We start from the raw sequence: 19046 nt of genomic DNA on the forward strand, positions 1-19046 counted from the left end.
GAACCACCTCCGGGCCAGCCTCACCCGGATTGGACGCGGCGTCAACAACGGCGGGGAGTGACCAAGCGCTCGCTTGACGGCGCGCGCCCCGACCGGCACGGTGAAGCCGACGAGACGAGAGGAGCGCCATGGCGCCGCTGGACGGACTCCGCGTCCTCGACCTGACGATGTGGCGGCCCGGCCCGTACGCCACGCAGCTGCTCGCCCAGCTCGGCGCGGACGTGATCAAGGTCGAGCCGCCCGGCGGGGAGCCGATGCGGATGTTCCGCGACCACTTCGACGTCCTCAACCGGCACAAGCGCGGCATCGTGCTCGACCTGAAGTCGGAGGAGGGGCTCGCGAGGCTCAAGGAACTGGCCGGAGACGCCGAGGTCTTCGTGGAGGGGTTCCGTCCCGGCGTCGCCGAGCGGCTGGGCGTGGGCCACGAGACGCTCCGTGCCCTCAACCCGCGGCTCGTCTACTGCTCCATCTCCGGCTACGGCGCGGAGGGCCCCCTCGCGGACGTCCCCGGCCACGACATCAACTACCGCGCCTACGCCGCCGCGCTGCCCCCCGACGCCGTCTCCCCGGAGGCCGACGAGCTGCCCGTCGCCGACATGTCGGCCGCCACGATGGCCGCGTTCGCGATCACCGCCGCCTGCCTCAAGGCCCGCGAGACGGGCACCGGCGACCGCGTCGACCTCGGCATGGCGGACGTCCTCGCGCACTGGGTCGGCACCGTCCCGCCCGCGACGCGCAGGTCGGGCGTCGGCCCCGTCCCCGGCTACGGCGTCTACCCGACCAAGGACGGCCACAGGATCACCCTCGGCGTCGTCTCCGAGGAGAGGCTGTGGGACGCCACCTGCCGGGCCCTCGGGATCGCCGAGCACGCCGGCGTCCCGTTCGCCGAGCGGCTCGGCCGGATCGGCGAGCTGGACGGGACGGTCGCCGCCGCGGTCGCGAGGCTCACCCGGGCGGAGGCGATCGAGCGCCTCACCGCGGCCGGCGCCCCCGTCGCGCCGCTGCTCTCGCATGCCGAGATGACCGGACTCGACCACTTCCGGCAGCGGAGGATCCACGAGGAGGGGCCGGTGCGCACCAGCGTCCACCCGCCGCTCCCGAGGGGAGAGATCCCCGAGCTGGACGAGCACCGCGGCCAGACCTGGCGGCATCTCACCAAGTGATATTCGGGTGGGAATGTCCGATCCGTTTGGCATGCTTGTGTCGTGAACGCCCATGCGATGAGTTCCGTCCTGGTCGGCAGGTCGGCCGAGCTGGCGCGACTGCGGGAGGCCCTCGCCGCCGCGCCCGGGGCCGTGCTCGTCGGCGGCGACGCCGGGCTCGGCAAGACCCGCCTCCTCACGGAGTTCGCCCGCGCCGCCGAGGCCAGGGCGCTCGTCGGCGGCTGCCTGGAGCTCGGCTCGGACGGCCTGCCGTTCGCCCCGTTCACCACCGTCCTGCGCGGGCTCGTCCGCGACATCGGCATCGACGGCGTCGCCGGCCTCGTCCCGCGCGGCGACACCGGCGGCCTCGCCCGGCTGCTGCCCGAGTTCGGCGAGCCGGAGACCGACGCCGCGTCCGGCGAGGAGCGCGCCCGGCTGTTCGAGGTCGTGCTGACCCTGCTGGAGCGGCTCGCCGAGCGCGGCCCGGTCGTGCTGGTCATCGAGGACGCCCACTGGGCCGACCGCTCCACCCGCGACCTGCTCGCCTTCCTGATCCGCAACCTCGGCACCGTGCCGCTGCTGATCGTCATGACGTACCGGTCGGACGAGCTGCACCGCACCCACCCGCTCCGCCCGCTGCTCGCCGGCCTGGAGCGGCTCGACCGCGTCCGCCGGATCGAGATCGGACGGCTGGCCCGCGGCGACGTCGCCGCGCTCGTCACCGAGCTGCTCGGCCACGCCCCGCCGCCCGGCCTCGTCGAGCGGGTCGAGGCCCGCAGCGAGGGCAACCCCCTGTTCATCGAGGCGCTGCTCGACGACGACGGCACGCTGGCGTGCGAGCTGCCCGAGTCGCTGCGCGACCTGCTGCTCGCGGGCGTCCAGCGGCTGCCCGAGGAGACGCAGGACGTCCTGCGGGACGCCAGCGGCGGCAGCACCCGCATCGAGCACGCCCTGCTGGCGGCCGTGTCCGGGCTCGACGACGCCGCGCTCGCCCGCGTCCTGCGGCCCGCCGTCGCGGCGAACGTGCTGGTCGTGGACGGCGACGGCTACGCGTTCCGGCACGCCCTGATCCGCGAGGCCGTCCACGACGACCTGCTGCCAGGCGAGTACACGCGGCTCCACACCCGCTACGCCGAGGCCCTGGAGAAGGACCCCGGGCTCGTCCCCGCCGGGCGCCTCTGGGTCGAGCTGAGCTACCACTGGACGCAGGCCCACGACAGCACGTGGGCGCTGGTCGCGTCCTGGCGCGCCGCCGGGGAGGCACGCAAGGCGCTCGCGTACGCCGAGCGGCTCGCCATGCTCGAACGCGTCCTGCAACTGTGGGACAAGGTGCCGGACGCGGCCGAGCGCATCGGCGCCGACCATGTCAGGGTCCTGGAGGACGCCGCGACCGCCGCGGACGGGGCCGGCGAGTACGACCGCGGCGTCAGGCTCGTCACCGCCGCGATCAACGAGGTCGAGGCCGCCGGCGGCGAACGCGACACGGCGCGCTGGGCGATGCTGCTGGAACTGCGCGGCCGCATGCTCTACCAGCTCGCGCGCCCCGGCTTCGTCGAGGATCTGCGCGCCGCGGTGGACGCGCTGCCCGCCGACCCGCCGACCATCATGCGCGCCCGCGCCCTGTCCACGCTCGGCAACTACGTGCGGATCATGACGGAGATCGAGGCGGCCCGCGCGGCGGCGCTGGAGTCGCTGTCCATCGCACGGGAGCTCGGCGACCCCGTCGCGGAGGCCGAGGCGCTGATCACGCTGTTCTGCGCGCACATCGACTACGAGGGCGCGGACCGCCTGACCGAGATCGAGGAGGCCACCAGGCGCTGCGGCGACCACCGGGTGCTGCTCCGCTACCACGTGATCAGGTCGCACTTCCTGGAGGGCGCCGGACGCCACGAGGAGGCCGCCGCGGTCGCCGAGCGCGGCAAGGAGCTGGCGCGCGAGTACGGGGTGGCCCGCACCTAGGGCACGTTCCTGTCCATCAACCAGGCCGAGCCGCTGGTCTCGCTCGGCCGGTGGGACGAGGCGATGGCGGTGATGGGCCACGCGATGGAGCAGGACCCGGCGATCACGACCCGGACCTCGCTGCTCGTCCTGTCCGGCTGGGTGGCGCTGTCGCGCGGCGATCTCGCGACGGCCAGGGCGCGGCTGGACCGGGCCCGCGAGATCATGAAGCTCAAGCTGAAGTGGCTGAAGACGCAGGACTACTTCAGCGCCCTCTGGCTGGAGGCGAGCATCGCGCTCGAAGGAGGCGACCCGGCCGCCGCGCTGGACGCGGCACGGCCCGTCCTCGACCACGGCGGCCTGCCGGACGACGCCCGGTACGCCTGGCCGGTCCTCGTCACCGCCGTGACGGCCTGCGACCAGGTGGGCGAGGAGGCCGCCGGCGACCTGCGGCGCATCCGGGAGCGCGTGGCCGGGCTGGAGACCAGCGGACCCCTGCAGCGGGCGTACCGGCTCACCTACGACGCCAAGCTGGCCAAGGCGAACGGCCTCCCCGACCGCGCGGCCTGGGAGAAGGCCGCCGCCGCGTGGGAGGGCCTCGGCAACCCGTACTACCACGCGCGGGCGCTGTGCCGTGCCGCGGAGTCGGCGCTCGCGGGCGGCGACCACGACGGCGCGGCGGCCATGCTGCGCACCGCCGTGGAGATCACGGACCGGCTGGGCGCCGTCCCGCTCGGCGAGGAGGCCGCCGGCCTGCTGCGCCGCACCCGGGCGCCGCGCACGGGGTCCGCGCCGCTCGGGCTGACGCCGCGCGAGTTCGAGGTGCTGCGGCTCGTCGCCGAGGGCCGCAGCAACCGCGACATCGCCGAGGCGCTGTTCATCTCGGTGAAGACGGCCAGCGTGCACGTGTCGAACATCCTCGGCAAGCTGGAGGTGACGAGCCGCGGCGAGGCCGCCGCCACCGCCCACCGGCTCGGCCTGTTCGCCGCGGCGAAGGCGCGCGCCTGACCGCGTGGCGAGGATCTCCCCTCCCGGACCCCCGCCACGCGGATCGTCAGGCCACACGGGAACTTCGTGGCTGGCCTTCACGGCCACGGCCCGCGGAAGCAGGCGGTGCTTCCCCGCCCGGAGAGGCGGCCCGGGACCCGTCCGGCCGTTTCCAGTCTCCCGGTCGCGGGGCCCGGACGCCGCACGAGACATACCGTTACGGGCGACAGAAAAAAGCGACGGGGACGGGCCGTGTTTCGTGACCCGTCCCCATCGGGGAGCCTTCCCGGCTTCGTACGGCGTCAGCGGGGGACGCGCGCCACGCAGATGACCGTCTGCCCGAACGGCGGCTTCACGACCCGCTCGATGGTGCGGGTGAGCGGCACGACCGTCCGGTCGTAGATCTTGACGAGCTTGGGGTCGGGGTAGCCGGCGCCGCCGCGGCGGACCGCGAACCACCAGGCGATCCCGCCCAGGAAGTTGATCGGCTTGAGCACCTCGGGCACGAGCCCGGCCTCGCGGACGGACTTCTCCAGCGTCGCCGGCGTGTACCGGGTGACGTGCCCGACCTTGCGGTCGAAGTCGCCGTAGAGCTGCATGTAGCCGGGCACCCAGATGACGATGCGGCCGCCGGGCTCGGTGACGGCGGCGAGGTCGCGCAGCGCCTGGACGTCGTCCTTGATGTGCTCCAGGACGTTCATCATCACGACGGTGTCGACCTTCTGCCGGATCTTGATGTCGGCCGGCAGCGCCAGGTCGATGACCTCGACGTCGTCGTTGCCCTCGTAGCGGTCGCGCAGCTCACCGACGCAGTACGGGTCGTTGTCGCTGACGACGAGGTAGTCGAGGCGGCCGGCGAACTGCTCGGAGAAGTGCCCGAGACCCGAGCCCACCTCCAGCATGGACCGGCCGACGTGCGGCGCGACCGTCTCGTACTCGTACTTGCGGTAGTTGCGGGCCTCGTCCCCGCCCAGATGGTTCTCCAGCGCGCCCTCCCCGGCGGCGGGCTGGACGACGTCCCCGTCCGCGGCGGGCCCGGCGGCGGCCGGGCCGGCCTTCTTCGGTCCGCTGCCGATGAGGTTGAGGAGGGAGCCTGCGATGGACTTCTTCTGACCAGGTGACTGCATTACATCCCGCTCGCTGGGTGCGTTGGCGTTCGGCTGGAGTTCTCGTTCGCCGGACCGGAACACCGTCCGCAGGACGGTTCGATCTCTGGCGCGAAGGTCGGGTCAGTCTACCCATGCGTACGCGCCGGACGCCCCGCGGTGACGGGCGGCGGGGATCCGCCGGGCGTGTCGCCCCTGCCCCGCCGCCGCGGGCCGGCTCAGCCGATGGTCCGGTGGACGTCGTCCTTCCCGCTCGGCCCGGGGTCGGACGGCGCGATCCACGGCCCCGGGATGGACGGGTCGAGGACGCCCTCCTCCACCCAGGCGAAGTCCCCGGCGAGGGCGGCCCGCGCCAGCTTCACGTCCATGGCGTCGGTGTTGCGCCACAGCCCGTCGAACAGCTCCTCGGCGCGGACGCGCGCCTGCCGGCAGAACGCGTCGGCGAGCAGCAGCGCCGAGGCGCCGGGCGCGGTGGCGGGGCCGGACCCGTCCGGGCCCGCGGCGCCGAGCGGGCCGTCGGCGGACGCGTCGGCGTGGGCGCGGACGCACACCGCGCTCATCGCGAACAGCTCGGCGCCGATGTCGACCATCCGGCCGAGGAACCCCTGCCGGTACTCCAGGCCGCCCTGCCAGCGCCCGGCCGCGTAGAAGATCGACCGGGCCAGCTTGCGGGACGCCCGCTCGACGTACCGCAGGTGCCTCGCGAGCGGCCCGAACTCGGCGTAGGAGCTCGGGCGCTGCCCGGCGCCGGTGACGAGCGTCGGGAGCCAGCGCGCGTAGAACCCGCCGGCCTTCGCCGCCGCCCGCGCCTTCTGGCCGGGGGAGGCCTCCGGGTCGATGATGTCCCCGGCCACCGACAGGTGCGCGTCGACCGCCTCGCGGGCGATCAGCAGGTGCATGATCTCGCTGGAGCCCTCGAAGATCCGGTTGATGCGCAGGTCGCGCAGCACCTGCTCGGCCGGGACGCCGCGCTCGCCGCGCGCCGCGAGCGACTCGGCAGTCTCGTAGCCGCGCCCGCCGCGCAGCTGGACCAGCTCGTCCGCGGCCCGGCACGCCATCTCCGACGACCACAGCTTCGCGAGCGCCGCCTCGATCCGGATGTCGCCCCGCTCGTCGTCCGCGAGCTGGCCGGACAGGTCGAGCATCGCCTCCATCGCGTACGCGGTCGCCGTGATGAACGCGACCTTGCGGGCCACCGCCTCGTGCTCGCCGACCGGACGGCCCCACTGCACCCGCTCCCGCGACCACTCCCGCGCGATCCGGGCGGCCCACTTGCCGCTCGCCGCGCAGATCGCGGGCAGGGACAGCCGCCCGGTGTTCAGCGTGGTGAGCGCGATCTTCAGGCCCGCGCCCTCCTTGCCGATCAGGTTCGCCTTCGGGACGCGGACGTCGTGGAACCGCGTCACGCCGTTCTCGATGCCGCGCAGCCCCATGAAGGCGTTGCGGTTCTCGACGGTGATGCCGGGCGTGGCCATGTCCACGACGAACGCGGAGATGCCGCCGCGGTGGCCGTCCGACTTCGGGACGCGCGCCATCACGACGACGAGATCGGCGATGACGCCGTTGGTCGTCCACAGCTTGACGCCGTTCAGGACGTAGTCGTCGCCGTCCGGGACGGCGGTGGCGCGCAGCCGGGCCGGGTCGGAGCCGACGTCGGGCTCGGTCAGCAGGAACGCGCTGACCTCCCGGGCGCAGCGCGGCAGCCACGCGTCCTGCTGCTCCCGCGTCCCGAACAGCTTGACCGGCTGCGGGACTCCGATGGACTGGTGGGCCGACAGCAGTGCGGCGAGCGCCGGGCTGACCGAGCCGACGACCATCAGCGCGCGGCCGTAGTAGAACTGGCTCAGCCCGAGCCCGCCGTACTTCTCCGGGATCTTCATGCCGAGCGCGCCGAGGTCGCGCAGGCCCCGGACGACGTCGTCGGGGATGCGCGACTCCCGCTCGATCACGGCGGGGTCGATCCGGGTGGCGCAGAATTCGGTGAGCTCGGCGAGGAACTCCTCGCCCCTGCGCCGCGCCTCCCCGTCCGGGCGGGGATGCGGATGGATCAGATCGAGGCGCAGGTCGCCGAGGAACAACTGCTTGCCGAAGCTCGGCAGGCGCCATTCGGTCTCCCGGGCCTCTTCGGCGACCTTCCTTGCCGTCCGTTCGTCCACGTGGTCATGCGTCCGCTGGCTCATGGACCGGACATTCCCGTGGCCGGATCGGGAAACCCCCTCCGGCGGAGCGGCCGGGATGCTGCAATGGAGGGAACCGTCGCCGACGGCCTTGACGGAACCGGGCCAGAGGGGGTCGCCGAGCGTGATGGGTGAGGCACGCAAACCCACTCTCATCGCCTCGGTGCAGCGCGCCCTGCGCCTGATGGAGACGGTGGCGTCGCATCCGAACGGCGCCCCCGCCAAGCAGCTCGCCCGCGAGGCGAAGCTGCCCCTCGCGACCACCTATCACCTGCTGCGCACCCTCGCCCACGAGGGATACGCGACCCGCCTGCCGGACGGCTTCTGGGTGCTCGGCGAGCGGGTCGAGACGCTGCACGGGCAGAGCCGCACGCAGCAGCTCCTCGCCCGCGTCCGCCCGACCCTCGTCGCGCTGCGGGACGAGCTGAACGTCGCGGCCTACTTCGGCATGCAGGTGGACGACGAGATCCGCCTCATCGACATCGCCGACGGCCCGCGCGCCCCCCGCGTCGACCTGTGGATCGGCTTCGAGGACGCCGCGCACGCCACCGCGATGGGCAAGTGCGTGCTCAGCCAGCTCGACGACGACCGGCGCCGCGACTACCTGTCCCGGCACCCGCTCCACGACCTGACCCCGCACACCATCACCGAGCCCGCGCGGCTGCTGCGCTCCCTGGAGCCGGAGGCCGGCCTGCTCTTCGACCGCGAGGAGTACGCGCTCGGCACGGGCTGCGCCGCGGTGCCGGTGACGGACGCCACCGGCACCGTCCGCGGCGCGCTCGCCATCTCGTGCCGTCCCGGACGGCTGTCGAGGATCGAGCGGTCGGCCGACCGCCTGCGCGCGACCGCCGACCGCATCCAGCGATCCCTGACCCTGACGCCCTGACCGCTTCTGGAAGAGGCGGCCTCTAGAAGAGGCGGCGTCGCGTACAGTAGAAGCAGAGACCCGTCAGGCCCGCGGTGAGGACGGCGAACAGGCCGGTCTCGGCCCACTGCAGCGGCCAGAAGCGCCCGGCGGAGTGGTAGACGACCTTCTGCTGGTAGCCGAGCCGGGCGATCTCGGCGAAGCACTGCTCGGGCGGCCCGTCCGGGACCGGGGGCTCCGCTCCCGGCGCCGGCGCGGGCGGGATCTTCGGGGCGCACGCGCTCGCGAGCAGGGAGCCGGGCGGGTCGGCGGGGCGCCCGGACGCGTCGACCGTGTGGTTCGACAGCGTCCACGTTCCCGGTCCCACCCCGGCCCGGAGCGTCATCTCCTTGGCGCCCTGGTCCAGCGTCATCTGCGACATGTTGTTCGCGGTGATCGCCACGGTCGCGGTCTCGGGCGGGATGATGTGGGGGCGGATCCACAGCGGCATCGCGACCTGGACGCCGGCGAAGACGGCGAGCGTGATCGCCATGGCCGGCAGGGTGCGGCGGGTGAGGACGCCGACCGTCACACCGAGCGCGAAGGCGAAGGCGGCGTGCCCGATCGGGACGATGCCGTGCACGCTGAAGTTCAGCGGCTCGACCCGCGCGAACCGGTCGGCCACGGCCTTGTCCAGCGGCTCGGACCACCAGTTCGCGGCGCGCGCGGTGAGCCCGGCGGCGACCATGGCGGCCAGGCCGACGACGCCGAGCTTCACGGCCAGCCAGCGGGACCGCGTCACGCTCTGGTTCCAGACGAGCCGGTGCGTGCCGCTCTCCAGCTCCCGGGTGATCAGCGGCGCGCCCCAGAAGAGCCCGATGAGGGCGGGCACGATCATCACGATCGCGATCATGGCGCCGTAGTACACCTCGTGGTCGGTGAAGAACCGCCTGCTGAAGTGCGCGCACGCGTCCTCGGTGCCGCAGGACGCGAGGCCCTTGCCGTAGTCGTCCGCGAGGCCGGGCCCGGTGAGGGCGAGGGCCACGCCGAGGACGGCGAGCGCGCCGAACAGGGCGGCGCCCTGGACGCGGAACTGCCTTAACGTCAGCCAGATCATTTGACGGCCTCCAGAGCGGGACGGGACTGGCCCGGGGTCATGTAGGCGAGGACGAGGTCTTCGAGCCCGATCTGCCCGACCGTCCATGCCGGGTCGTGGATCGGACCGTCCGACCGGACGACGAAGGTGCTCTGCCGGTCGGTGTGGCTCTCGGACACCACGTGCTGATCGGACGGCGGCGCGTCCCGGCGCGGGCCGGTGAGCCGGTGGTGGGCGGCGCGGAGATCGTCGACGTCCCCGGCGACCCGGACGCGCGAGTCCACGATGACGATCAGGTAGTCGCACGTGCGTTCCAGGTCCGACACCAGGTGGGACGACAGGACGACGCTCAGCGAATGCTCGGCGGTGGCCTCCATGAGGCCCTGGAGGAACTCGCGCCGGGCCAGCGGGTCGAGCGCGGCGACGGGCTCGTCCAGGACCAGCAGTTCGGGCCGCTTGGCGATGCCCAGCGTCAGGGCGAGCTGGGCGCGCTGCCCGCCGGACAGCTTCCCGGCCTTGTGCCGCAGGTCGAACCCGAGCCGCCCGATCCGCTCGCGGGCGACGGCGTCGTCCCAGCGGGGGTTGAGCCGCGCCCCCAGAGTGAGGTGGTCGCCGACGCTGAGCCCGGAGTACGTCGGCGTGTCCTGCGCGACGTACCCGACCTTGGCCAGCTGGTCCGGCCCGCTCGCCGGCCGCCCGCCGAGCACCTCGATGCTCCCGGCGGTCGGCGCCATCTGCCCCACCGCCAGGTTGAGCAGCGTGGTCTTCCCGGCCCCGTTCGGCCCGACGAGCCCCACGACCCGCCCGGCGGGGATCTCCAGTGTGCAGTCGGCCAGCGCCCAGCGCTGCCCGTATCTCTTGCCCAGCCCCTGGGCTTTCAGGACGGCGGTCACGCTATGTCCTCCTGTCGGGCGGACCGAAATGTGGTCATGAACAGCGCCTCGATGCTCTCGTCGTCGAGCCCCGCCAGCCGCGCCTTCGCGAGCCAGCGCTCCAGGTCCTTGCGCAGCGGGCCGTGGGCGTGCAGCGACTCGCCCGCCAGCGTCCGCGTCACGAACGTCCCGAGGCCCGGCCGCGGTGCGACGAGCCCCTCGTGCTCCAGCTCCCGGTAGGCCTTGAGCACCGTGTTCGGATTGATCGCGAGCTGCGCCACCACGTCCTTGACGGTGGGCAGCTGATCGCCGACCCGCAGCAGATCCAGCCGCAGCGCGTGCCGCACCTGCCGGACCAGCTGCATGTAGGGCGACACGCCCGAGCCGGAGTCCAGATGGAACTCGATCATCCTCACCTCCATTTAACTAGGATGCTAGTACTTTAGATGTATGGCTCTATCCGCTGTCAAGGCGCGGGAGGGAAGACTCCGGTGACATCGGTTCGTTAGGTGTCTGTTTTGTGCCTGGGGCGTAGTTCGGCGATGCTGGGGGCGTGTCAACGGAGACTCTGAACGGCGCGGCCGACCTGCGCGCGTTCCTGCACGGCCTGCCGGGTGTGGACCAGGTGGGGGCCGAGGAGCGGGCGGCGCGGCTGGCGACCCGGTCGATCAAGACGTCGGCGAAGGCCGAGGCGATCGATCTGGCGATCTCGATGGTGGACCTGACCACGCTGGAAGGCGCGGACACCCCGGGCAAGGTGCGGGCGCTGTGCGCCAAGGCCGCCCACCCCGATCCGGCGGACCCGTCCGTCCCGAAGGTCGCGGCGGTGTGCGTGTACCCCGACATGGTGGAGGCGGCCGTCGCGGCCCTCGCGGGGACGGGCATCGGCGTCGCCAGCGTGGCGACGGCGTTCCCGTCGGGGCGGGCGCCGCTGGAGGCCAAGCTCGCCGACACCCGCGCGGCCGTGCGGGCCGGGGCGGCGGAGATCGACATGGTGATCGACCGGGGCGCGTTCCTGTCCGGTGACTACGGCACCGTGTTCGACCAGATCGTCGCGGTCAAGGACGCGTGCGGGGACGCGCACCTGAAGGTGATCCTGGAGACCGGCGAGCTGGCCACCTACGACAACGTGCGGCGGGCGAGCTGGCTGGCGATGCGGGCCGGCGCCGACTTCATCAAGACCTCCACGGGCAAGGTCTCTCCGGCCGCGACGCTGCCGGTGACGCTGGTGATGCTGGAGGCGGTCCGCGACTACCGCGCCGCCACCGGCCGGCAGGTCGGGGTGAAACCGGCGGGCGGCATCCGCACCACCAAGGACGCGATCCGGTACCTGGTGCTGGTGAACGAGACCGCCGGCCCCGACTGGCTGACCCCGGACCGGTTCCGCCTCGGGGCGTCCAGCGTCCTGAACGACCTGCTGATGCAGCGCCGCAAGCTGGCCACGGGCGTCTATTCGGGTCCCGACTACTTCACGGTGGACTGATCATGGTCTTCGAGTACGCGCCCGCACCCGAATCCCGCTCCGTCGTGGACATCCGGGCCTCCTACGGCCTGTTCGTCGACGGCGAGTTCACCGACGGGCACGGGGAGCCGTTCAAGTCCGTCAACCCGGCCGACGAGAGCGTCCTGGCCGACATCGCCCGCGCCGACGAGTCCGACGTCGACCGCGCCGTGCGGGCCGCGCGCACCGCCTACGAGCGGGTGTGGGGCCCGATGCCGGGCACCGAGCGGGCCAAGTACCTGTACCGGATCGCGCGGATCGTCCAGGAGCGGTCCCGCGAGCTGGCGGTGCTGGAGTCGATCGACAACGGCAAACCGATCCGCGAGTCGCGGGACGTGGACGTGCCGCTGGTGGCGGCGTGGTTCTTCTACTACGCCGGGTGGGCCGACAAGCTGCCCCACGCCGGGTTCGGGCCGGACCCGCGGCCGGTCGGGGTGGCGGGGCAGGTGATCCCGTGGAACTTCCCGCTGCTGATGCTGGCGTGGAAGATCGCCCCCGCCCTGGCCTGCGGCAACACGGTGGTGCTGAAACCGGCCGAGACCACGCCGCTCACGGCGCTGCTGTTCGCCGACATCTGCCGCCAGGCCGACCTGCCGCCCGGGGTGGTCAACATCATCACCGGCGCCGGCGACACCGGCCGCGCCCTGGTCGCCCATGAGGGCGTCGACAAGGTCGCCTTCACCGGCTCCACCGAGGTCGGCCGCCAGATCGCCCGCACCCTGGCCGGCACCCGCAGGAAGCTGACCCTTGAGCTGGGCGGCAAGGCCGCCAACATCGTGTACGCCGACGCCGCGCTGGACCAGGCCGTCGAGGGCATCGTCAACGGGATCTTCTTCAACCAGGGGCACGTGTGCTGCGCCGGGTCCCGGCTGCTGGTGCAGGAATCGGTCGCCGGCGAGGTCCTGGACCGGCTCAAGGCGCGGATGGCGACGCTGCGGGTCGGCGACCCGCTGGACAAGAACACCGACATCGGCGCGATCAACTCCGCCGAGCAGCTCGCCAAGATCCGCGAGCTCACCGCCGCCGGCGAGGCCGAGGGCGCCGACGCCTGGTCGCCGCCGTGCGAGCTGCCCGCCCGCGGGTTCTGGTTCGCGCCCACGCTGTTCACCGGCGTGGCCCAGTCGCACCGGATCGCGCGGGAGGAGATCTTCGGGCCGGTGCTGTCGGTCCTGACCTTCCGCACCCCCGACGAGGCGGTCGCCAAGGCCAACAACACCCCCTACGGGCTGTCGGCCGGGATCTGGACCGAGAAGGGCTCGCAGATCCTGTGGACCGCGCAGCGGCTCCGGGCCGGGGTGGTGTGGGCCAACACCTTCAACAAGTTCGACCCCGCCTCCCCGTTCGGCGGCTACAAGGAATCGGGGTTCGGCCGAGAGGGCGGACGCCACGGACTGGAGGCCTACCTCGATGTCTAACCCGCCCGCCCGCCTCGCCGTCCGCAAGACCTACAAGCTGTACATCGGCGGCGCGTTCCCGCGCTCGGAGTCCGGCAGGTCCTACCCCGTGAACGATGCCAAGGGCCGGTTCCTGGCCAACGCCTCCCACGCGTCCCGCAAGGACGCCCGCGACGCGGTGGCCGCCGCCCGCAAGGCGTTCGGCGGCTGGTCGGGACGCACCGCCTACAACCGCGGCCAGATCCTCTACCGCGTCGCCGAGATGCTCGAAGGCCGCCGCGACCAGTTCACCGGCGAGCTCCGCCGGACCGGCGCGTCCAAGAGCGGCGCCGCCGCCGAGGTGGACGCCGCGATCGACCGGTGGGTCTGGTACGCCGGATGGGCCGACAAGCTGAGCGCCGTCGCCGGCGCCGCCAACCCGGTGTCCGGGCCGTTCTTCAACTTCTCCACCCCCGAGCCGACCGGCGTCGTCGCCGTCGTCGCCCCCGACTCGCCGCTGCTCGGCCTGGTCTCGGTCGTCGCGCCGGTGATCGTGTCCGGCAACACCGCCGTCGTGGTCGCCGCCGAGCCGGCGCCGCTGCCCGCGATCACCCTGGCCGAGGTGCTGGCCACCTCCGACCTGCCCGGCGGCGTGGTCAACATCCTGACCGGGCGCCGCGCCGAGCTCGCGCCCTGGCTGGCCTCCCACATGGACGTCAACGCCATCGACCTCACCGGCGTGCCGGAGGACCAGGTCGCCGACCTGGAGGACAAGGCCGCCGGCAACCTCAAGCGCGTCCACCACCCCGCCGGGACCGACTGGACCGCACCGCCCGGAACCGCCCGCCTCACCGCGTTCCTGGAGACCAAGACCGTCTGGCATCCGGTGGGCGTCTGAGTTGGTATGACGCTACGTGTGTAGAGGGTCACGAACTGTGGAATAGATCTCCCCGTAACTGATCATCACTGGGGGGAGATCAGTGCCTACCAAGACCGCAGCGCGTACGACGACGGGCCGAGGGACGGCCGCTCGTACGAAGAGCACATCAGCCACCAAGTCCGGCACCGCGAAGAAGCCGGCGGCGAAGCGGACCTCGGCGTCGTCGTCGAGGTCCACGACATCCCGGTCGACCGGGACGAGGAGCACGGCGCGCAAGCCCGCCTCGTCCGGCCGGACGACGGCCTCGTCGTCGGCCGCCGCGACCCGGGTCACCAAGGCCGCGAGCCAGGCCAAGACCGCCGCGACGCAGATGAAGTCGGTGGCGACCAAGGCGTCCTCGTCGGCCAAGGCCATGACGGCGATGACCAAGGCGATGACCAGCGCGACCAAGGCAATGTCCGACGCCGCGAAGGCGATGGACGCGGCGGCGAAGGTCATCACCACGTCGGCCAAGTCCGCGAGCACGCGGAGCACGGCGGCGCGGACGCCCTCGTCCGGCAGGAGCACCGCGAGCAAGAGCACCGGGAGCAGGAGCGCCGGGAGCCGGAGCACGGCGAGCAAGGGCACGGCGCGCACGTCGGCGGCGTCGAGCCGGTCGCGGTCGACGACGTCCACGCGGACGGCGTCCAAGTCGTCCACGACCCGGAAGACCTCGGCGTCCGGCACGGCGAAGAAGGCGGCGCCGAAGTCCAGGACCACCGCCGCGCGCAAGTCCACGTCGGCGGGGCGGACGACGGCGAGCACGAAGTCCGGCACGGCGAAGGGGGGCGCCAGATCCGGCACGGCGTCCCGCAAGGCGCCCGCCCGGCGCGCCGCGGGGTCGAGCGCCGCCGCCGCGTCGCCCGCGTCGCCCGTCATCGAGCCGAAGACCGGTTCGATGCAGCACTCGACGCGGACCGACGGCGGGTTCCTCAGCGGGCTCACCGACGCGAACCGCGAGCGCTGAGAGCCGATGGACGAGAAGGACGTCCTGGAGCGCATCGGCGAGTACGTCGGCGAGGAGCAGCGGCTCCGCGAGCGGTACCAGCGCGACGAGCTCGGGCGCGAGGAGGAGCACCGGCGGCTGGAGTCCCTGGAGGTCGCGCTCGACCAGTGCTGGGACCTGCTGCGCCGCCGCAGGGCCAGGCTGGAGGCCGGCGCCGACCCGGACGACACCGAGGCCCGGCCGCCGGACGAGGTCGAAGGCTACCTGCAGTGACGGCGGCCCGACCGACGCGGGGACCGCTGCGGTTCGGCGTGTCGCTGGCCCCGGACCCGTCCGTCCCGCTGATCCGCGTCGCGCAGGACGCGGACCGGTTCGGGCTCGACCTCCTGGGCGTCCGCGACGAGCCGTACCGGCGCGACACCGCCGACGCGCTCACGCTGATGGCCACCGTGCTCGCCTCCACGTCCCGGATCCGGGTGCTGCCCGCGGTGGCGTGCCTGCCGCTGCGCCCGCCGGCCGCGCTCGCGAAGGCGCTCGCCACGATGGACCGGCTGAGCGGCGGCCGGGTCGAGCTCGGCCTCGGCTCCGGGGCGGCACCGGACGGCATCGAGACCTACGGCGGCCCGCGGCTCGGCGCCGCCGCCGCGCGCCGGGCCGTCGAGGAGGCCGTGCAGATCATCCGGCTGCACTGGAGCGACCAGAACGGGCTCCGGTTCCAGGGCGAGCACTACCGGTTCGCGGCGGCCCAGGCCGGCCCGGCGCCCGCGCACCAGATCGGCATCTGGCTCGGCGTCACCGGGCCGCGCGGCCTCGACCTCGCCGGGCGCGTCGCCGACGGCTGGATCGCGCCGTCGTCGCTGATCCCGCCGAAGCGCCTCGCGGACGGCCAGCGCCGGCTGGCCGACGCGGCGCTGCGGGCGGGCCGCGACCCCGCCGACCTCCGCCGCGTCTACGTCCTCGAAGGGGCGGTCGACGCCCGCGAGTCGCGGGGCTTCCTGCACGGCCCGCCCCGCCAGTGGATCTACGAGCTGACCGAGCTGGCCGTCGGCCACGGCGTCGACTCGTTCCTGTTCGCGGGCGACCCGGAGCACCTGCCGATCTTCGCCCTGGAGGTCGTCCCCGCCGTCCGCGAACAGGTCGCCCGCGAGCGCGGGGCCGTCCTCCAGCCCTGACTCCGGCGGCGCTCGGCCCTACATACGTTCCGGGGTGGGGACGCCCAGGATGTCCAGGCCGGTGACGAGGGTGCGCAGCGTGGCGGCGCACAGGGCGAGGCGGGACGCCTTCGTCGCCTCGTCCGGAGCCTTCAGCACCGGGCAGTTCTCGTAGAACGTCGTGTAGGCGTCCGCGACCGCGTAGACGTAGCTCGCCAGCCGGTGCGGCTCGGCGGTCTCGCCGGCCTGCTTCAGGACGGCGCCGAACCCGAGCAGCTCCAGCGCCAGCGCCCGCTCGGCCGGGTGCGCGAGCGTGATCGGGCCGGTCGCGTCCTCGGGGGACAGGCCGCCCTTCCGGAAGATCGACCGGATCCGTGCCGTCGCGTACTGCAGGTACGGGCCGGTCTTGCCGTGGAACGAGATCATCCGGTCGAAGTCGAAGACGTACTCGCTGTCGAGCGCCACCGACAGGTCGGCGTACTTCACCGCGCCGATGCCGACCGCCTGGACGATCTCCGCGCGGGTCGCGTCGTCGAACGGCTCGTCGTGCTGGATCTCGTCGAACGCGGCGCCGGCCCGCTCGACGGCCTCGTCCAGCAGCTCGGAGAGCTTGACGGTGCCGCCGGCCCGGGTCCGCAGGATCTTGCCGTCGGTGCCGAGGACGTTGCCGATCTTCGCGTGCTCGGCCTTCACCTCGTCGCCCAGCCAGCCCGCCATCCGGGCGACCGCGAACACCATCTCGAAGTGCAGCGACTGCGGCGCGCCGACCACGTAGACCATCCGGTCGACGTGCTCGGTGTCGACCCGGTACCGGATCGTCGCGAGGTCGGTGGTGGAGTAGTTGTAGCCGCCGTCGCTCTTCCGGATGATCACCGGGAGCGGCTCGCCCTCCCGGCCGGTGAACCCGGGCGGGAACGCGCACAGCGCCCCGTCGCTGACCACCGCGATGCCCTTGTCCTCCAGCTCCTGGACGGTCGGGGCGAGCAGGTCGTTGTAGAAGCTCTCGCCCCTGATGTCGTCGTCGGTGAGGGTGACGCCGAGCCGCCCGTAGACGGCGTTGAAGTACTGCTTGGACACCTCCACGAGGACGTTCCACAGCCGCAGCGTCTCCGGGGCGCCCGCCTGGAGCGCCACGACCCGGCTCCGGGACCGGTCGGCGAACGCCTCGTCGCTCTCGAACTTCTCCCGCGCGGCCTGGTAGAACGCGGTCAGGTCGCTGACGGACGAGTCGCCCCGCTCCGCCGCGTCCTCGCCGAGGTCGAGCAGGTGCTCGATCAGCATCCCGAACGGGGTGCCCCAGTCGCCGACATGGTTGTCCCGGACGACGTCGTGGCCGAGGAACGCCAGGATCCGCGCGATCGCGTCCCCGACGATCGTGGTCCGCAGGTGCCCGACGTGCATCTCCTTCGCCACGTTCGGCGACGAGTACTCGACGACGACCTTCTGCGGCTCGTCCGCGAGGGGGACGGCGAGCCGCTCGTCCTCCAGGGCCTGCTGCGCCGCCGCGGCGATCCACGCGTCGCTGAGCGTCAGGTTGATGAAGCCCGGCCCGCTGACCTCCACCTCCGCCACGACATCGGCCGTGTCGAGGTTCTTGACGATCTCCTCGGCCACCTCTCGCGGCCGGCGCCCCAGCTTCTTGGCCAGCGGCAGCGCCACGTTGGCCTGAAGGTCGGCGAACTGCGACGGCCGGATGACCGGGTCGGCGTCCGCGTACGACGGTCCGAAGGCGGCGCTCAGCGCCTCCTGGACCCGGGCGGCGAGTACGAGTTGCGGATCGGGCATGTCCCAAGGTTATCGGCGACGCGCCCCGGCCCGGACCCGGTTTTTCGCGGCCCGGCCACTGCGGCGCGGGCTACGGCGTGCCGGGCGGCTCGATGCGGTCGGGCATGGTGTCGGCGGGCGAGAGCTCCGGGTCCGGCGCCGCCTCGGCGGGCCGGTCGGCGTTCCGCGCGGCCCGGTCGCCGTCGCGCTCGCCGTGCGTCCAGCGGCCGAACCGGGACGTGCGGGTGGCGGCGACCTGCTCGCGGATCCGCTCCACGATCCGCCCCGCGGCCAGCCGGTGCGCCAGCTCGCACGCCGAGGTGATCGCGCGGGCCCGGGACGCGCCGTGCGCGATGACGACCGTGCCGTTCAGGCCGAGCAGCACGCCGCCGCCGTAGGTGTCGGGGTCGAGGCGGTCGCGGAGGTCCTGGAGGCGGCGCCGCTGGAGCAGGGCCCCCATCCGCGCGGCCGGGCTGGCGGTCATCGCGTCGCGGACCTCGCTGAACGCGGTGCCGATCGTCCCCTCCATGGTCTTGAGCGCGACGTTGCCCGTGAAACCGTCCGCGACGACGACGTCCGCGCGGCCGGCCAGCAGGTCGTGGCCCTCCACGTTCCCCGTGAACTCCAGGCCGTGGCTGCCGCCCGCGAGCAGTTCGTGCGCCCGCCTGGTGAGCTTGTTGCCCTTGCCCGGCTCGGCGCCGATGTTGAGCAGCCCCACGGTGGGACGGTCGACCTCCAGCAGGATCTGCGCGTACGCGGTGCCGAGGGCGGCGAACTGGACGAGCCCCTCCGGCTTGACGTCGGCGGTGGCGCCCGCGTCCAGCAGGATCGTCGGGCGGGGGCGGGTCGGCAGCGCCACCGCGATCGCCGGCCGCATCACGCCCTGCTGGCCCTTCAGCCGCAGCCGCGACGTCGCCACCACCCCGGCGGTGCTGCCCGCCGACACCAGCGCCGACGCCCGCCCCTGCTTGATGAGGTGGCAGGCGATCGCGATGGACGAGCGGGGCTTGCGCCAGCTCGCGAGCGCGCCCTCGCCCATGTCCAGGGCCTCGTCGGCGTGCACGATCGGGATCTTGCCGAGGAAGCCGTAGCGGTCCAGCTCCCGCCGGATCCGCGGCGCCTGCCCGACCAGGACCAGCCGGACGCCGTGCTCGGTGGCGGCCTCGACGGCGCCCGCGATGATCTCGCGCGGGGCGTGGTCGCCGCCCATCGTGTCGACCGCGATCGGCA

Annotated in this window: 17 protein-coding genes; 9 read left to right on the plus strand and 8 right to left on the minus strand. The window is 73.3% G+C overall.

Features of this window, described 5'->3' with window-relative positions:
- The first annotated feature begins 128 nt into the window (after positions 1 to 128).
- The 3 genes from K8Z49_RS36275 to K8Z49_RS36285 all read left to right on the plus strand — a co-directional run bounded on the left by K8Z49_RS36275 (position 129) and on the right by K8Z49_RS36285 (position 4088).
- Positions 129 to 1163 (plus strand): CaiB/BaiF CoA transferase family protein, encoded by a 1035-nt coding sequence (locus tag K8Z49_RS36275; protein WP_412516285.1) that lies wholly within the window; start codon positions 129 to 131, stop codon positions 1161 to 1163.
- 42 nt (positions 1164 to 1205) lie between these two features.
- A complete protein-coding gene (locus K8Z49_RS36280) occupies positions 1206 to 3101 on the plus strand; it encodes an ATP-binding protein (protein ID WP_412516286.1) in 1896 nt (631 codons plus the stop codon).
- A gap of 63 nt (positions 3102 to 3164) precedes the next feature.
- A complete protein-coding gene (locus K8Z49_RS36285) occupies positions 3165 to 4088 on the plus strand; it encodes a response regulator transcription factor (protein WP_412516287.1) in 924 nt (307 codons plus the stop codon).
- A 281-nt stretch (positions 4089 to 4369) separates the two neighbouring features.
- Here the strand turns inward: K8Z49_RS36285 and K8Z49_RS36290 are convergent, their stop codons facing one another.
- Both K8Z49_RS36290 and K8Z49_RS36295 read right to left on the minus strand, forming a co-directional pair.
- On the minus strand, positions 4370 to 5194 hold the full coding sequence (locus tag K8Z49_RS36290) for a class I SAM-dependent methyltransferase (protein ID WP_412516288.1): 825 nt from the start codon (positions 5192 to 5194) through the stop codon (positions 4370 to 4372).
- A 197-nt stretch (positions 5195 to 5391) separates the two neighbouring features.
- Positions 5392 to 7353 carry an acyl-CoA dehydrogenase family protein gene (locus K8Z49_RS36295; protein ID WP_021592744.1) on the minus strand — a complete coding sequence of 654 codons (1962 nt, stop codon included), beginning with the start codon at positions 7351 to 7353 and terminating at the stop codon, positions 5392 to 5394.
- Between the two features lie 124 nt (positions 7354 to 7477).
- On the opposite strand from K8Z49_RS36295, the gene K8Z49_RS36300 reads away from it, so the two are divergent.
- Complete coding sequence (locus K8Z49_RS36300) at positions 7478 to 8236, plus strand: IclR family transcriptional regulator (RefSeq protein WP_021592743.1); 759 nt, start codon at positions 7478 to 7480, stop codon at positions 8234 to 8236.
- 22 nt (positions 8237 to 8258) lie between these two features.
- Here K8Z49_RS36300 and K8Z49_RS36305 read toward each other — a convergent pair whose 3' ends face one another.
- The 3 genes from K8Z49_RS36305 to K8Z49_RS36315 are packed head-to-tail and all read right to left on the minus strand — an operon-like array spanning position 8259 to position 10572.
- On the minus strand, positions 8259 to 9311 hold the full coding sequence (locus tag K8Z49_RS36305) for an ABC transporter permease (RefSeq protein ID WP_412516289.1): 1053 nt from the start codon (positions 9309 to 9311) through the stop codon (positions 8259 to 8261).
- The gene (locus tag K8Z49_RS36310; protein ID WP_021592741.1) at positions 9308 to 10183 is read right to left on the minus strand and encodes an ABC transporter ATP-binding protein; all 876 of its coding nucleotides are present in this window, start codon (positions 10181 to 10183) and stop codon (positions 9308 to 9310) included. The genes K8Z49_RS36305 and K8Z49_RS36310 overlap by 4 nt, the downstream gene beginning before the upstream one ends.
- A complete protein-coding gene (locus K8Z49_RS36315) occupies positions 10180 to 10572 on the minus strand; it encodes a GntR family transcriptional regulator (RefSeq protein ID WP_021592740.1) in 393 nt (130 codons plus the stop codon). The genes K8Z49_RS36310 and K8Z49_RS36315 overlap by 4 nt, the downstream gene beginning before the upstream one ends.
- Before the next feature lie 143 nt (positions 10573 to 10715).
- On the opposite strand from K8Z49_RS36315, the gene deoC reads away from it, so the two are divergent.
- From deoC to K8Z49_RS36330, 3 genes are read left to right on the plus strand one after another with little or no spacing between them, the layout of a single operon-like run.
- The gene (deoC, locus tag K8Z49_RS36320; protein WP_024935625.1) at positions 10716 to 11645 is read left to right on the plus strand and encodes a deoxyribose-phosphate aldolase; all 930 of its coding nucleotides are present in this window, start codon (positions 10716 to 10718) and stop codon (positions 11643 to 11645) included.
- Positions 11646 to 11647: 2 nt separating this feature from the next.
- Complete coding sequence (locus K8Z49_RS36325) at positions 11648 to 13078, plus strand: aldehyde dehydrogenase family protein (RefSeq protein ID WP_111832209.1); 1431 nt, start codon at positions 11648 to 11650, stop codon at positions 13076 to 13078.
- Positions 13071 to 13934, plus strand: coding sequence for an aldehyde dehydrogenase family protein (locus K8Z49_RS36330; RefSeq protein ID WP_075024721.1), 864 nt, complete (start codon positions 13071 to 13073; stop codon positions 13932 to 13934). The genes K8Z49_RS36325 and K8Z49_RS36330 overlap by 8 nt, the downstream gene beginning before the upstream one ends.
- Before the next feature lie 12 nt (positions 13935 to 13946).
- On the opposite strand, the gene K8Z49_RS36335 is transcribed toward K8Z49_RS36330, so the two are convergent.
- Positions 13947 to 14834, minus strand: coding sequence for a hypothetical protein (locus tag K8Z49_RS36335; RefSeq protein ID WP_412516290.1), 888 nt, complete (start codon positions 14832 to 14834; stop codon positions 13947 to 13949).
- A 94-nt stretch (positions 14835 to 14928) separates the two neighbouring features.
- On the opposite strand from K8Z49_RS36335, the gene K8Z49_RS36340 reads away from it, so the two are divergent.
- Together K8Z49_RS36340 and K8Z49_RS36345 are read left to right on the plus strand one after the other, a co-directional pair.
- Positions 14929 to 15174, plus strand: a complete 246-nt coding sequence (locus tag K8Z49_RS36340; RefSeq protein WP_021599930.1) for a DUF2630 family protein — start codon at positions 14929 to 14931, stop codon at positions 15172 to 15174.
- A complete protein-coding gene (locus K8Z49_RS36345) occupies positions 15171 to 16073 on the plus strand; it encodes an LLM class flavin-dependent oxidoreductase (RefSeq protein WP_111832207.1) in 903 nt (300 codons plus the stop codon). Before K8Z49_RS36340 ends, K8Z49_RS36345 begins: the two co-directional genes overlap by 4 nt.
- Before the next feature lie 18 nt (positions 16074 to 16091).
- Here the strand turns inward: K8Z49_RS36345 and argS are convergent, their stop codons facing one another.
- A complete protein-coding gene (gene argS, locus K8Z49_RS36350) occupies positions 16092 to 17837 on the minus strand; it encodes an arginine--tRNA ligase (RefSeq protein WP_412516291.1) in 1746 nt (581 codons plus the stop codon).
- A gap of 70 nt (positions 17838 to 17907) precedes the next feature.
- Positions 17908 to 19026, minus strand: coding sequence for a phosphate acyltransferase PlsX (plsX, locus tag K8Z49_RS36355; RefSeq protein WP_412521243.1), 1119 nt, complete (start codon positions 19024 to 19026; stop codon positions 17908 to 17910).
- Between the last annotated feature and the right edge of the window lie 20 nt (positions 19027 to 19046).

Origin of the sequence: Actinomadura madurae (assembly GCF_047130825.1) — a bacterium.
Lineage (GTDB): Bacteria > Actinomycetota > Actinomycetes > Streptosporangiales > Streptosporangiaceae > Spirillospora > Spirillospora madurae.